Below are 14814 nucleotides of genomic sequence, written 5' to 3'. Positions count from 1 at the left end.
ATGCGTGCTTCCTGGGTGGATCATATTCGGTTCGGCCTTCGCTTATGTCCTGCTGCTGTTTGCGGTTGCAAGTTATGGGGACAGGAACAGCCGGAAAAGAAACGCTCCCAAAAAGGGGCGGCCGTTCGTCTATGCGCTTAGTCTGGCGATCTATTGCACCTCCTGGACCTATTTCGGCGGCGTCGGGCTTGCGGCGGACAAGGGGCTGGAATTCCTCGGCATCTATACCGGGCCGATCCTTGCCTTCACCATTGGCATGCCGATCATTCGCCGGATCGTGGAGCTTGCCAAAACCGAAAAGCTGACGTCGGTTGCCGATTTCATTGCCGCCCGCTACGGCAAGAACTCCACCGTGGCGATGATTGTCGCCATCATCGCGCTTGTCGGCGCCATTCCCTATATCGCGCTGCAATTGAAGGCCGTTTCCAGTTCGGTGGCGACGATGGTCGATCCCGGCGATTACGGCATTGGCAGCGGCAACCTCTATTTCCTCGATCTGCCGCTGCTCGTCACCATCGTCATGGCGGGCTTCGCCGTCATGTTCGGCACCCGGCATACCGACGCCACCGAACACCAGGACGGGCTTATCCTGGCGATTTCAATGGAATCGCTCGTCAAGCTCGTGGCCATGTGCACCGTCGGCTTTTACGTTCTGTTCGTCCTCTTCGACGGCCCCTCGCATTTGTGGGAACTTGCGTCGGGCAATGAACGGGCCATGCGGGCCATATCCTATCACACGCCCATCAGCCGCTGGATCGTGATGACCCTGCTTTCCGGTTTCGCGATCATCCTGTTGCCGCGCCAGTTCCATGTCACCGTGGTTGAAAATCGCACGCCGGAAGAGCTGCGCATGGCGGGGTTCCTGCTGCCGCTTTATCTGATTGCGATCAACATCTTCGTGCTGCCGATAGCGCTTGCCGGAATTTTGACGCTCGGCGCCAATGGCAACGCCGATCTTTACGTCCTGCAATTGCCGCTTGCGCATCAGATGCCGGTCGTTTCGCTGATTACCTTCATTGGCGGATTTTCAGCGGCGACCGCCATGGTGATCGTTGCCTCGGTCGCGCTGTCGATCATGATTTCCAACGACATCGTCATGCCGATCTTTTTGCGGCAGAAGCTCTTGAACCGCTCGCCGCACCGGGACAACTTTGCCAAAACGCTTCTCAACATCCGCAGAACAGCGATCTTTGCGGTGATGCTTCTGGGCTACGGCTATTACCGTGCGGCCGATAGCGCCACCGGGCTTGCCTCCATCGGCCTCCTGGCATTTGCCGCCATCGCCCAGATGGCACCTGCCCTTTTCGGCGGGTTGTTCTGGCGGCGCGCCAATGCGCGCGGTGCGATTGCCGGTTTGAGTTCAGGCTTTTTTGTCTGGGCCTACCTGCTGTTTCTGCCAAGCTTCGGCGGGCCTGATAATTCGGAGGTCGCGGCCACCGTTCTCGGCTTCCTGTTTTCTGGCAGTACGGTCTTCAACGGTCCCGAGGCCGACCCATTTGTGAACGCGGTCATCCTCAGCCTGCTCGTCAACAGCATGGCTTTCGTGCTTGGCTCGCTTTCACGCAACCCGCGACCCGTGGAGCGCATCCAGTCCGGCATCTTCGTGAAGCGCCATTCGAAATCACAATTCGCCACGCGCGGCTGGAAAACCCGCGTCAGCGTCGGCGATCTCAAAAGCGCGATTGCCCGTTATCTCGGTGAAGAGCGCATGCTGCGCTCACTGGCGACCTATGAAAAGACGGCGGGCAGGAAGCTCAATGACGATCAGCCCGCCGACATGGCGCTGATCCATTTCTCCGAACAATTGCTGGGCAGCGCCATCGGCTCCTCCTCAGCCCGTCTCGTGCTTTCGATCATTCTCCAGAAGGCGGAGGACACCAGCGCCGACACGGCCTGGCTGCTGGATCAGGCAAGCGAGGCGCTGCAATATAATCAGGACATGCTGCAAACGGCGCTGGCGCAGATGGACCAGGGCATCGCCGTTTTCGACAGCTCGCAGCAGCTGACGATCTGGAACCGGCGCTTCCGCACCCTTCTCGATCTACCTGAGCAATTCGGGCAGGTGGGGCTGCCGCTGACGGACATCGTTTCCATGCTGCAGGAGCGCGGCGACATGCCGCCGGGCGACACGGAACAGCTGATCACCAGTTTCCTGACCATGGACCTGCCTTTCTCGCTGGTGCTTGGCGGCGGCGAGCGCATCATCGAAGTGCGCTCCAACACCATGCCGGACAAGGGTATCGTCGCCACCTTCACCGATATCACGCAGAGAGTGGCGAGCGATCAGGCACTGAAACAGGCCAATGAAACGCTGGAGCAGCGGGTGGCGGAGCGCACCGTGGAGCTTACCCGCGTCAACCGCGAACTTGCGGAGGCAAGGGCATCCGCCGACGAGGCGAACATCGGCAAGACACGGTTTTCGCTGCCGCTGGCCACGATATCCTCCAGCCGCTGAATGCCGCGCGGCTTTATTCCTCCTCGCTGGTCGAGCGGCTTGGCGCCTCGGGGGAAAGCGATCTCGTCCAGAACATCGATTCGGCGCTCGAGTCGGTGGAGACCATTCTCGGCGCGGTGCTCGATATTTCCCGCCTCGACACCGGTTCGATGAAAGCGCGCATGACATCGGTGCCGCTGAACGAGCTGCTGAAACGCATCGAAACCGATTTCGCGCCTATGGCGCAGGAAAAGAACCTCGATCTCGTGGTCATGCCCACCTCGCTCACCGTCCGCTCCGACCCGAACCTGTTGCGGCGGCTGATACAAAACCTCGTCTCCAACGCCATCAAATACACGCTGAGTGGCAAGGTTATCGTTGGCGCGCGCCGCCGGGGAGGCGATGTCGTCATTCAGGTGACGGATTCCGGCATCGGCATTCCCGCATCCAAATTCCGCACGGTTTTCAAGGAATTCGCTCGGCTGGATGAGGGTGCAAAAACGGCCTCCGGCCTCGGACTTGGTCTTTCAATTGTCGACCGGCTGTCGCGCATGCTGCATCATCCGGTACAGCTGATTTCCACACCCGGAAAAGGTACGACATTCCGTATCCACCTGCCGCGCGAGGCAGACCGCCTGACGCCAGCCAAGGCCGCTGGCGGGATCGCCAATCCGGTGGCGAGCGACCGGCTTGCCGGCGTCAGGGTACTCTGCATCGACAACGAGCCGAAAATCCTCGAGGGCATGACGTTATTGCTGACGGGATGGGGCTGTGAGGTGTTGCCCGCAGGTTCGGTGGCCACACTCGAAGAACCGTTCCTGACAATGTCAGCGGCGCCGGACGTCATCATTGCCGATTATCATCTCGACGACGGCGACGGTATCAGCGCCATCCGCCTGATCAGGACATTCTACGGCAAAACGATCCCTGCCCTGCTTGTGACGGCGGACCGCAGCCCTGAAGTGCGCAGCGATGCGGAAAAATACGGGATTTCCGTCCAGCATAAACCGGTCAAACCGGCCGCGCTGCGGGCCTATATCAACCAGATATCCAGCACGGCCCGCGCGGCGGCGGAATAAAAAAACTCCCGGACCTTGCGATCCGGGAGCTCTTCGACTTTCAAAAATTCCAATGTCAGGCTGCGCGGCTCAGTCGATCCTGGCCGGTCGCCGAGCCCTGCTCCATCTGAAAACGCTGAACCAGATCGAGCAACGCTTCCACTTCGCCCGACAGCACCCGGCTGGCTGCGCTCGACTGTTGGGCAAGAGCCGCGTTCTGCTGGGTCATCTGGTCCATCTGGTTGACGGACCCGTTGACGTTGTGGAGCGCGGAGGACTGATCCTGCGTCGCCGTCGCGATGGTTTCGACATGCTGGCTGACGGCGACGATCTGATGGCTGATGGCTGAAAGAACCGTGCCCGCTTCCTGCACCAGCTTCGATCCGGAGCTCACCTCATGCGTTGACTGGTTGATGAGCTGCTTGATTTCACGTGCCGCATCCGCGGAGCGTTGTGCAAGTTCACGCACTTCCTGCGCCACGACCGCAAAACCTTTGCCCGCCTCGCCCGCACGCGCAGCCTCGATGCCGGCATTGAGGGCGAGAAGGTTGGTCTGGAACGCGATGTCATCGATGACCTCGATGATCTGCTCGATCTTGCGCGAGGCGTCTTCGATACGGCCCATGGCGTCCACGGCATTGCTGACGACCGAACCGGAACTGTCGGCGCTCTGTTTGGTGATGCGGACGGCTTCGTTGGCTTCACGCGCCCGCTCGGCCGACGATCTGACCGTTGCGGTGATTTCCTCGACAGCCGCTGCCGTCTCTTCCAGCGAGGCCGCCTGATTCTCCGTGCGCTTCGACAGATCGACCGACGATTGCTCGATTTCAAAACCGCTATGCTGGATGACCAGGGTGCGCTCGCGGATTTGCCCCAGCGCATCGCGCAGGTTGAGAAGGGATTCGTTGAAGTCCGTGCGCAGACGATCCAGACGGCCGTTAAAGGGTGTCTCGATCGTGCGGCTCAGATCACCGCGCGAAAGCCTGCCGAGGCCGGACGCGATCTCGCTAACTGCGAATTCGATCTGGCCGTCCAGCTCCTGCTTCTCGGCATCGTTGCGGTGACGCTCCGATTCCGCCACGGACCGTTCCTCGGCGCTTTTGCCCTCGATCGCGAGTTTCTCAAGCGCATTCTCGCGAAATATCACGAGAGCGCGGGCGATGTTGCCGAATTCATTGGTATTGGTGGCATAGGGGATCGGCGTATCGAGATTGCCGTGCGAAAGGGACTTAACCGCATCGGTAAGCTTGCCTAGAGGCTGCAGGGTGCGCCGGATGACGAAATAGGCGAGCAATCCCACGCCGACCATGGCGAGCGCGCCACAGATCAGCATCAGGTCGCGCAGGCCGAAAATCTGGGCTTCGTAGACGGCCATGGGAACGCCCACGAAAAGAATACCGACGGTCGCTCCGGACTTGTTGAGAACCGGCATGTATCCGGTCATGTAATTGGTGCCGAAAAGCGTGGCGGCGCCGAAATAACCCTCACCCTTGGAGACCTTTTCGAAAGCGGGATGGTCGGTGGCGAGCTTCGTGCCCGCTGCTCTCTCGCCCTTTTCGTTCTTCAGATTGGTGGTCATGCGAATATAATCGCCTGCCTTGGCTTCAAAAACCGTCGCGATGCCGCCATTACCGGCAGCCGTGCGGTCGACGAGATCATTGTCGCGCAGTGTCCCGATGCTGGCGCGGCCGATACTCTTGAGCTCTCCATCCACCATTTCGAGGGCTACACCGCCGACCTTCATCTCGTAAAGGATCGCCATGCCGCGCATCGCGCTGTGCGTGTCACGCAGCGCAGTGGTGATGATATTGTCCTTCAGGCGAATGTATGTCGAAAAACCAACTGCCGCGACGCTGAGCGCAATCAGGCCGATCGTCAGCACGACGACCTTACCCGCAACGGACTTAAAGAGCCGGTTGTGCATGAAACAGTTCCCCAAAACCAAACTTATAAAAGTTCTAGTTGGCAACTGTTAAAAAAACGCGAAGTACCGATAGCAGCTTTTAGAGTGGATTACACAAGCCGCGCCGGCGCCTGCCGGCTTACAGGGACGGGAAAGCCCGCCCCCCTCAATCAATGGATATAGCCGAGCCGGATGGCCTTTGCGATCGCCTGGATACGGTTGACGGAATCGAGCTTGATCGTCGCTGAACCCAGATAGGCGTTGACGGTGTGTACCGAAAGCCCGAGCTTCACCGCGATTTCTTCGCTGATACGACCATCACCCGCCAGTTGCAGACAGGCGATTTCCCTTTCGCTCAACGCTTCAGACGGTGCCACCTTGCGCTCATCCAGCGCCAGCATATCGACCATGATCTCGCAGCATTTAATGTGCTGTTCGATGACGACCTCGTTGTCGAGAACGAGGTTGCTGCCACAGAAAACGATGTAGCCGTTGCCGATCGTGCCGAGCCGCACCGGCAAAGCGAGTCCCGCATAGGGCAATGTATCGTTCTCGATCCGGCGCATCAAAGCCGGCACGTCAGGAAGATCGGCAAAACCGCCGGCATTCTTGTTACGCCAGATGACCGGCAGTAGCGATGTCTCGATATGATCCAAAAGAATATCGCCGACCGCGCGGATGAACTGCGCGCTCTGTTCGGCGGCATTCATGCCCCAGTTCTCCAGCTCGCAGGTCAGCTTCTTCTTGTTGGGGAAGCCGGAGGCGGCAGCCTTCGTCACCACGAAATTACGTGCGCCGACCAGTTTCTGCATGGCGACCAGCTTCGGAAACAGATCCGACCGGCTTGTCACAACAGGGCTGCGGTAAAACATACCGCTGCTTTGACTCGTACCCTCATTATCTTTCGTCTGTACCATGGGTCCCGACCATCTATACGAGGTTGTTGCGCACGGCGTAGGCGATTGCCTCCGAGCGGGTTTTCGTCGCGGTTTTCCGCATCACGCTTGTAATGTAATTATTGATCGTATTGCGCGAAATGCCAAGTATCATCGCAATTTCGTCGCTTGTCTTGCCTTCCGCGATCCAGAACAGGCACTCAAGCTCACGTTCTGTGAGGTCGATGTCACGCACGGCCTTTGCTTCGCTGGCAATGCCGAAGCTGACGCAATAGCCGGTCAGAAGCGCGATTTCGCGCAGACGATCCGGCGAAGGAACCGAGTGTTCAGGAAACAGCAGCAGAAGCGAAAGACGAATGCGACCCACACAGAAGGAAAGCGCCGAATATTGCCGGTCGATGCCGAAAGGGACAGAAACGTCGTCCGGAAGAACAAGCAATCGCGGCTGCAGAAGCGAAAGGCACTTTTCCATTTCGCTCGATCTGTTCTGGCTGTTGGCGAGTTCGGCACCAAGCCTGCGCACCAGATCGAAAGGCCAGTCGGATGTGATGATGAATTTCAGTCCGGTTTCTTCGAGAAGATCCTCCCGCGCCAGCAGATAATGCGAGGCGCCGGCGTAGGTTACGAGCAGATCCAGCGCGCCTGAAACGTTGCCGGCAGCGGCCGAGGCTGCGACGTTCTTGGCAAGCTGGTCGCGTGGCAAGGGCTTACCCATGCCCTCCATAGGCTTGGCAGACAGCCTGCGGATATCAACATCGACTTTCAATCGCCTACGCCCTCTTGCTCCCAATGGGGAGATTATACCTCGGGATGGAATCATTCCATTCGAGAAGCTTACCAAAATGGGATGGTGAGCCCCCGGAGACCGAATCACTTCATTTTATGGAACGGACTGGGATTTGCCATTACCTGACACCAGCCTTTCCACGTATTTCCTTGTTCGTCTATTCCTAAAAAACATACTGAAAAGCTGACCAATCCATAAACGGCATTCTCAGCCTATTCCCAGCAAACTGTATCGTTGCTGAATTTTTTGTAAACAGTGTCCCAAAGCGGGAATGCGACGGCGCGCGGCGCTAAGATACCAAAGAACCCGGAAATGCGCAAAAGGCCGGGATAACCCCGGCCTTTTTCAAATCATGCAGCTTTTTCCACTGCCCATTTGCGAAGTATCTTGGCTGCGCGTTCTTCGCTGATTTCCACCATGCGGGAGAGCCTGCGCTCGGGTCCTTCGCGAACCCGGCGGTTGAAGGTGCCTTCGCTGTCGCCGCCCGCCAGAAGATCGTCGGTGCTGTCGAAGCCGAAATCCGCCCCAAACCCTTCCATGAGACCACCAGCACCCGCATCCATGCCGGGAGAGAAATCCGGCAATTCGAGGCCTGCGGTCTCCTGGCTGATCTGGCCTGCTGCCGCGCCGTTGCCAGTGACCGTACGAACCAGAGGACGTACACCGAGCCAGACGACGAGGAAAGCAACAGCGACGAAGGCGAGCGAGTTGATGATGCCTGCCGAATTGCGGCTGAGCACTTCCATGATGCCCGGCCCGCTTGCGGCTTCGTCGAGCAGCTGCGTTTCGAGGAAGTCCATCGCCGTCAGCGTGACGATATCGCCGCGATCGGAGGAAACCCCCGCAGCCGAGGTGACGATCTTCTGCATTTCGGCAAGATAGGCGTCGATCTTGGCCTGGTCGACGGGTTCGCCGACCATCTTGGCGATGCGACCCTTGTTGACGACCACGGCGACCGAAATCTTTTCGACGGTATAGCCATTCTTGACGGTGGCGACCGTTTTGGAATTGATTTCGTAGTTGGTCTGCTCTTCCTTCTTGGCAGACTGGTCGGAAGACTGCGGGCCACCTGCGCCGCCCTGGGGCGCTGCCTGCGGTACGTTCTGTTCCACGGTCGCGGCCGTATCGGGCTGCGTTTCCTGGGACTTCTGGTCTTCCTTAACGGTGCGGACGGAGCGCTCGACGCGCGATTCCGGATCGTAGACGGTTTCCTGAATCTGCCGGCTGTCGGTATTGAGCTGCGCCGTCACGCTGGAGCGGAAATTGTCCATGCCGAGGAAAGGCGCCAGCGCCTTGTCGATATTGGTGGTGATTTCCTGCTGAACGTTCTGCGCCAGCGTCAGCGAGCGGTTCATGGCTGCGTTGGTGACGTCGTCACCGGAAGCGAGGAGCTGGCCGGTGGAATCGAGCAGCGTCACGTCATCGACTTCAAGGCCGGGAACGGCCGAGGCGACGAGATGACGGATGGAAGCGGACGCCTTGCGCCCGGCGGTGGCATTGGCTCGAATCATGACCGATGCGGTGGGCTTCTGCTCACCGCGGCGGAAATTACCGACATCCGGCATGACGATATGGACGCGTGCGGCCGCAATTCCGTCGATCTGCTGAATGGAGCGGCTGATCTCACCCTCAAGCGCGCGAACCCGGGTCACTTCCTGCATGAAGGAAGTCAGGCCGAGAGAACCGACATTGTCGAAAAGCTCATAACCGGCATTGGCACTGTCAGGCAGGCCGCGCTCGGCCAGAAGCAGCCTTGCCTTGCTGGTGAGGCCGACCGGAACCTGGAGGCTGGCGCCATCCGTTCCAACCTGAAAGTCCAGCCCCGCTTCGGCGAGTGCAATGCTGATCTTGTTGAGGTCGCTTTTTTCAAGTCCCACATAAAGGGTCTCGTAAGCGGGACGGTTCACGTAAAGTGCTGCTGCAAGGATAATGGCCATGGACAAAATGCCCACGCCGCCCAGCATCAACAACCGTGTCTGACCCAGCGCCGCGAAATTCTTCAAGACCTGAGGGATTTGATTTAACAGATTCATTCTGTTCCGCACCGTCATTCATAGAGTCCGAGACCTTTTGGCCCCGTAATGACAATAGGGTGCGAAGCTTGCGCGAGCGTTGCCTTTATCCGCAATCCGCGAAAGGAAGGGAACCGCCAGATGAATGCTGTCTAGAACAGATCGAAGTCTCCGGCGACCTTGTCCAGCGGCTGCGAATGGCCGTGGCGGATGGCTGCGCCCAGCGCCTTTTGCATTTCGGCCAGCTTGACGAGGCTGAGCGCGGTCGAGACATCCACGATCCAATCACCGGGAATAGAGCCGGTGACGGTATCGATGAACTCGGCAAGGCCGCGGGTTTTCTGGACGGCAAGGTCGATGCCTTGCAAGAGCTTGACGCCATCGCTGGACAATTCGCCGCTTGTCGCTTCCAGCAGTTGCGGCTCGATGCGCTCGATCAGATAGGCGACATCGTGCAGTTCCGATACCACGCGCATCAGAACGTCGGGCAAGGCTTCTTCGAACGGAGTGGTGCCGGTGTTGTTTGCAATCTGCATTGGAAACTCCGTGACTAGAAAAATTCGATGTCGTTGGCGACGGGCTTGGGGGCCGGCACCGGACGCGTTTCCATGGCGACCGTCTTCTGGGTTTCCGCGCCGCTCAGCGGATGCTGTCGTGCACGGCCCGAAACCGGCCAGAACTCGATCTTGCGGCCATGATCCCCGCCCGTGGAGGAGCTGATGACCGGTATGCCTTCATCCTTCAGAAACTGCATGGCAAAGATGGCGTTCTGCTCACCGACATTGGAGAAGCTGGCAATCGTTTTTGCGCCGCCGAAAACTTTCGCCTCCAGCCGGTCGCGGCGTGCGCCCTTCTTCAGAAGACCGTTGATCAGCAGTTCCATAAGATGCACGCCATAACGCGTCGCATCCCCACCGGTCACGTTGCCCGTTCCCGGCAGCAGGAAGTGGTTCATTCCTCCAATGCCGGCAACGGGGTCTCTCAGACAGGCGGCCACGCACGAACCGAGTATCGTCGTCATGACCACGTCGGGATCGCTGACAACCTTGTACTCGCCCTGAATGATATGTACGCGCTTGGCCGCAGCTTCAATCATTTCAGCGATCCGAAAACCGCTTCGATGGCTGCGCGCATCTTGTCGATGGTGAAGGGCTTGGCCAGCACGTTGTTTGCGCCGAGCTGCGCTGCCTTCTGCACCAGCGCACGGTCGCCCTGTGCGGTGAGGATGATGAAGGCCGCCTTTTTGAGGGTCGGGTTGGCCCGCACGGCGTGCAGGAAACCGAGGCCGTCCATCTTGGGCATGTTGAAGTCGGAGATAACGAGATGATGGGGCTGCTGCTCCATGATCTTCAATCCCTGCTCGCCGTCGCCAGCGGCAGTGATCTGCTTGAAGCCGAGCTGTGTCAGCGCATCGCTGAGCAGCAGCCGGCTGGTCACCTGATCGTCGACGATCAGAACTTTGATCTTTTCTGCGAGAGACATTAGTCAGCACCTTCTTTGCGGGCAGTGGTTAGTTTCAGGATTTCTTCGCCGATTGAGGCCAGCGGCAATTGCAGTTCAACGGCGCCAAGTTCAAAGGCCACTCTGGGCATGCCGTAAACGACACATGTTTTTTCGTTCTGGCCGACGGTTCGCGCACCGGCATGCCGCATTTTCAGCAGCCCGGCCGCGCCATCGCGGCCCATGCCGGTGAGAATGACGCCGACGGCGTTGCGTCCGGCAAGCTCGGCGACCGAATCGAACAGCACATCAACTGAAGGGCGATGGCCGTTGACGGGATCGCGCTCGATAAGCCGGCAGCAGGGCGCGTTACGATTGGAAATCTGCAAATGGCGTTCACCGCCCGGCGCAAGGTAGATCTTGCCGGTCTGCAGGCGCGCCCCATCCGTCGCCTCTTCCACGACGGGTGCGCAGATGCGGTTCAGCCGTTCCGCGAAACTCTTGGTGAAAGTCGGCGGCATGTGCTGGGTGATGACCGTCGGCGGACAATTGGCCGGAAACTTCTGGAGCACGGCAATCAGTGCCTCGACACCGCCGGTGGAGGAGCCGATGGCGACGACTTTGCGGCCGGCACGATAATCGCTGACCGGGGTCGGCTGGGCTGCGACAACGAGTTCCGGGCGCGCCGCGCGGTAAGCTGCGTGTTGCGACCGTGCGGCGGCCTTGACCTTGTCGGCCAAGTCGCCGAAGGGGCGCGCATCGCCTGGAGCCGGCTTGCCGACACAGTCGAAAGCACCGATTTCAAGCGCGGCGAGCGAGGCATCCGCGCCGCGGTGCGTCAGGGACGAGACCATGATGACCGGCATCGGCCGCAGTCGCATGATCTTTTCGAGAAACTCGAGGCCGTTCATTTCCGGCATCTCGATGTCGAGCGTCACGACATCGGGATTGAGCTGCTTGATGGCGGCGCGCGCTTCCATGGCATTGCCGGCCTGCCCAACCACCTCGACCTCCGGATCGGCCTTGAGGACGGCGGAAATCAGGCCACGCATGGTAGGGGAATCATCGACGACGAGGACCCGTGCGAGTGCGCTCATGCCTTCCTCCCGGACGTGTGACCAATGTAGCGGTAGGTGGTGATGCCGGTATTGTCGAACAGGTTCTTGGCGTCGCCGGACACTCTTTCGGAATGGCCGATGTAAAGATGACCGCCTTCCGGCAGCAGGCCTGCAAAACGCGTCCAGATACGCATCTGGGTCGGCTCGTCGAAATAGATGACGACGTTGCGGCAGAAGATGACGTCGAAATTGCCCTTGAAGGGCCATTGTGTCATCAGGTTCAGTTCATTGAAGGTGATGAGGCGCTTGACCTTGTCATCGATGCGGAACTTGCGGCGACCGCCGACATCAACTTCCGTGAACCATTGCTTGCGCATCGCGGGAGACACGGTTTCGAGAGCGTTGTCATCGTAAACGCCTGCACGGGCCTGCGCCAGGATCTTCGGATCGATGTCCGTCGCCAGGATCTTGAAATCGTAGTCCGCCGCATTGGGAAACATGGCGAGCACGGTGAGCGCAATCGAATAGGGCTCCTGCCCGTCGGAACAGGCGGCCGACCAGATGCGGACGCGTCCGCCGGTCTTTGCCCTTGCAATGAGGCCCGGCAGGACCTCGTCGCGCAGGTGTTCGAAATGGTGGTTCTCGCGGAAGAAGCGCGTGAAATTCGTCGTCAGGTGCGACAGCATTTCGCGGCGCGCAGCCGCTCCATCGGGCGATGACACCAGTGCGCAATATTCCCGAAACCCGGCCAGTCCGAGATTGCGGATATGCTTGGACAAGCGCGAATAGACCAGCGACGCCTTGGTGTCGTTGAGATAGATGCCCGCATCCGCGTAGATCATCGCAGCGATCTCCGACAAATCGCGTCTCGTCAGCGGATATTCGCCGCTGGCAAGAACGTCATCGGGAGACTGTCGCTGATCGCTGAGATTAAGTGCTGCCATTGGATATCCGCCTTCAACCCGTCGCCGCGAGTGACATTTCCTGTTTCAGTGGCTGCCCGCGCGAAGCGCTGACGATGGCGTCGACATCCAGAATGAGCGCAACGCGTCCGTCACCCAGAATGGTGGCGGCGGCAATGCCTGGAACATGGGTATAGTTGGCTTCCAAAGACTTGATGACGACCTGGCGCTGGCCCTGGATCGCATCGACCATCAGGGCGCGCTGGCCGCCGCCTTCCGATTCCACCAGAAGCGCCACGCCTTCCACAGGATCGGCCTGGGTCGGACGGAAGTTCAGAACGCGTCCCACGTCGACCAGCGGGCAGAAAGAGTTGCGGATGGAAATCAGCCGCTGGTTGGCGCCGAAGGAGTGAATGTTCTTCGCTTCCGGCTGCAGGGTTTCCACGATTGCCGTCAACGGAACGACAAGCGTCTGGCCGGCCACGGTTACCACCATGCCGTCGAGAACGGCAAGCGTCAGCGGCAGGCTCATGGTGAAGGTCGAGCCAAGACCGGGGCGCGAGGAGATGTTGATGCGGCCGCCGAGCGCCTGAATGGAACGCTTGACCACATCCATGCCGACGCCACGGCCGGAAATGTCGGAAATCTTGTCCGCGGTGGAGAAGCCCGGCGCGAAGATCAGATTGTCGATCTCCTCATCCGTGAGGTTCGCATCGGCAGCGATGAGATCGTTGTCGATCGCCTTCTGGCGAACGCGCTCGCGGTTGATGCCCGCGCCGTCGTCCTGAAGCTCGATCAGGATGCGGCCCGACCGGTGCTTGGCCGAAAGCTTGATGGTGCCTTCCGGGTTCTTGCCAGCGGCTTCGCGTTTTTCCGGCGTTTCGATGCCGTGGTCCACCGCATTGCGGATCATGTGCGTCAGGGGTTCGGCCAGCTTGTCGATGACCGTCTTGTCGACTTCCGTGTTCTCGCCTTCGGTAACGAGGCGGATCTGCTTGCCGATCATGTCGGCAACTTCGCGAACGATACGCGACATGCGCTGGAAGACAGGCTTCACCGGCTGCGCACGGATCGCCATGACGCTGTCCTGGATTTCGCGCGTCAATTGCTGGAGTTCGTCGAGACCCATGTTGACGGCAGACGTGCCGCTCGCATCGTTTTCGATGACGCTCTGCGACAGCATCGCCTGATTGATGACAAGCTCGCCGACGAGGTTGATCAGGCGGTCAACACGGTCGAGATCGACACGGATGGTCTGGCCGGCACTTGCATTGGCCGCGGCATTGGCATTCGCCTGCGCTGCGGCCGGCGCTGCCGCAGCCTCACGCTTTTCGATGGCGGCGTTGACGCTCTGGGCGATCTGCGTCGTTGCGACGGCAGCCTCGACGACTGCGGCAACGTAAGGCTCTTCGGCCCCGGCGGTCACAACGGCCGGTTCCCCTTCCGCATCGCCGTCGAGAGCCGACAGGTCGAACGGAACCGGGATCATCGGCAGCTCTTCCGCATCCGCGGCAGTTTCCGAAAGAATCGGGATGATTTCGAGATCGCAATCCCATTCGGCGAATTCGAAGACGCTGCGGATTCCCTCTTCACCCTTGTCGGTCGAGATCAAAACCGTCCAGGAGAAATAGGACGCTTCTGGATCGAGCTTGTCGAGCGAGGGCAGTTCCGACAGGTCGCAATTGACGCTCATCTCACCGATGCGCGAGAGATCGCGCAGGAGAAGGGCTGCTTCATTGCCTTTCGAATAAAGCGATGCGTGCGGCTTGAAGGTTATCTGGAAAGACGGCGTCTCCATCAACGGCGTCGTTTCATCGGCAAAGTCCGAGAAGGAGAACGGGATCGGCTCGAAACCGCTATCGTCTGTCGGCTTGGGCGCAACGGGTTCCGGCATCTTTGCGACAACCGGCGCTGCCACCGGCGCGGATGCGTGGACGGTTTCGCCGTTGGCCAGGGCTTCCAGTTCCTTGACGAGGCCACGGGTGCGGCTTTCGTCGACGCTGCCGCCGTCTCTCGCCGCATTGGTCAGGTCCGCCAGCACGTCGGCGGAACGCAGCATGACTTTCAGGACGTCCTGTGTCGGTTCCAGCTTGTTGGAGCGAACGCAGTCGAGGGTCGTTTCAAAAACGTGGGCGAAGGCCACGAGATCATCCAGACCGAAGGCACCCGCCCCGCCCTTGATGGAATGAACGGCACGGAAAACGGCGTTGACGGTTTCCGGATCACGGTCACCGTCATTCAATTTAAGAAGCCCCGATTCCAGTTCCGCGAGTTGTTCCTCGCATTCCTGGAAAAAGATTTCCTTGATTTCGTTCATATCCATC

Annotated in this window: 10 protein-coding genes and 1 pseudogene; 1 reads left to right on the top strand and 10 read right to left on the bottom strand. The window is 59.5% G+C overall.

Features of this window, described 5'->3' with window-relative positions; translation table 11 throughout:
• The first annotated feature begins 4 nt into the window (after positions 1-4).
• Positions 5-3513 (top strand): annotated as a pseudogene (locus RBH71_RS15070) (PAS-domain containing protein).
• A 55-nt stretch (positions 3514-3568) separates the two neighbouring features.
• Here RBH71_RS15070 and RBH71_RS15065 read toward each other — a convergent pair.
• From RBH71_RS15065 to RBH71_RS15020, 10 genes are all read right to left on the bottom strand, one after another.
• Positions 3569-5416, bottom strand: a complete 1848-nt coding sequence (locus RBH71_RS15065) for a methyl-accepting chemotaxis protein (protein WP_003515028.1) — start codon at positions 5414-5416, stop codon at positions 3569-3571.
• A gap of 149 nt (positions 5417-5565) precedes the next feature.
• Positions 5566-6267 carry a transcriptional regulator VisR gene (gene visR / locus RBH71_RS15060; RefSeq protein WP_003515015.1) on the bottom strand — a complete coding sequence of 234 codons (702 nt, stop codon included), beginning with the start codon at positions 6265-6267 and terminating at the stop codon, positions 5566-5568.
• Between the two features lie 58 nt (positions 6268-6325).
• Entirely contained in the window at positions 6326-7057 is a 732-nt protein-coding gene (gene visN, locus RBH71_RS15055) for a transcriptional regulator VisN (protein ID WP_003515014.1), read from the bottom strand.
• Positions 7058-7428: 371 nt separating this feature from the next.
• The gene (gene fliF, locus RBH71_RS15050; protein WP_003515013.1) at positions 7429-9111 is read right to left on the bottom strand and encodes a flagellar basal-body MS-ring/collar protein FliF; all 1683 of its coding nucleotides are present in this window, start codon (positions 9109-9111) and stop codon (positions 7429-7431) included.
• 131 nt (positions 9112-9242) lie between these two features.
• On the bottom strand, positions 9243-9626 hold the full coding sequence (cheT, locus tag RBH71_RS15045; RefSeq protein ID WP_003515012.1) for a chemotaxis protein CheT: 384 nt from the start codon (positions 9624-9626) through the stop codon (positions 9243-9245).
• Between the two features lie 14 nt (positions 9627-9640).
• On the bottom strand, positions 9641-10186 hold the full coding sequence (cheD, locus tag RBH71_RS15040; protein ID WP_003515010.1) for a chemoreceptor glutamine deamidase CheD: 546 nt from the start codon (positions 10184-10186) through the stop codon (positions 9641-9643).
• Positions 10183-10572, bottom strand: coding sequence for a chemotaxis response regulator CheY2 (gene cheY2, locus RBH71_RS15035; protein ID WP_003515008.1), 390 nt, complete (start codon positions 10570-10572; stop codon positions 10183-10185). Before cheY2 ends, cheD begins: the two co-directional genes overlap by 4 nt.
• Entirely contained in the window at positions 10572-11627 is a 1056-nt protein-coding gene (gene cheB, locus RBH71_RS15030) for a protein-glutamate O-methylesterase CheB (RefSeq protein WP_003515006.1), read from the bottom strand. The genes cheY2 and cheB overlap by 1 nt, the downstream gene beginning before the upstream one ends.
• The gene (gene cheR / locus RBH71_RS15025; RefSeq protein WP_003515000.1) at positions 11624-12532 is read right to left on the bottom strand and encodes a protein-glutamate O-methyltransferase CheR; all 909 of its coding nucleotides are present in this window, start codon (positions 12530-12532) and stop codon (positions 11624-11626) included. Before cheR ends, cheB begins: the two co-directional genes overlap by 4 nt.
• A 13-nt stretch (positions 12533-12545) precedes the next feature.
• Positions 12546-14813, bottom strand: a complete 2268-nt coding sequence (locus tag RBH71_RS15020; protein ID WP_003514998.1) for a chemotaxis protein CheA — start codon at positions 14811-14813, stop codon at positions 12546-12548.
• Position 14814: the final 1 nt, after the last annotated feature.

Source organism: Rhizobium sp. AN68, assembly GCF_030758035.1.
GTDB classification, from domain to species: Bacteria; Pseudomonadota; Alphaproteobacteria; order Rhizobiales; family Rhizobiaceae; genus Agrobacterium; species Agrobacterium tumefaciens.
Note: the sequence above shows the minus strand (reverse complement) of the source record. Positions and strands in the feature narration are given on the sequence as shown.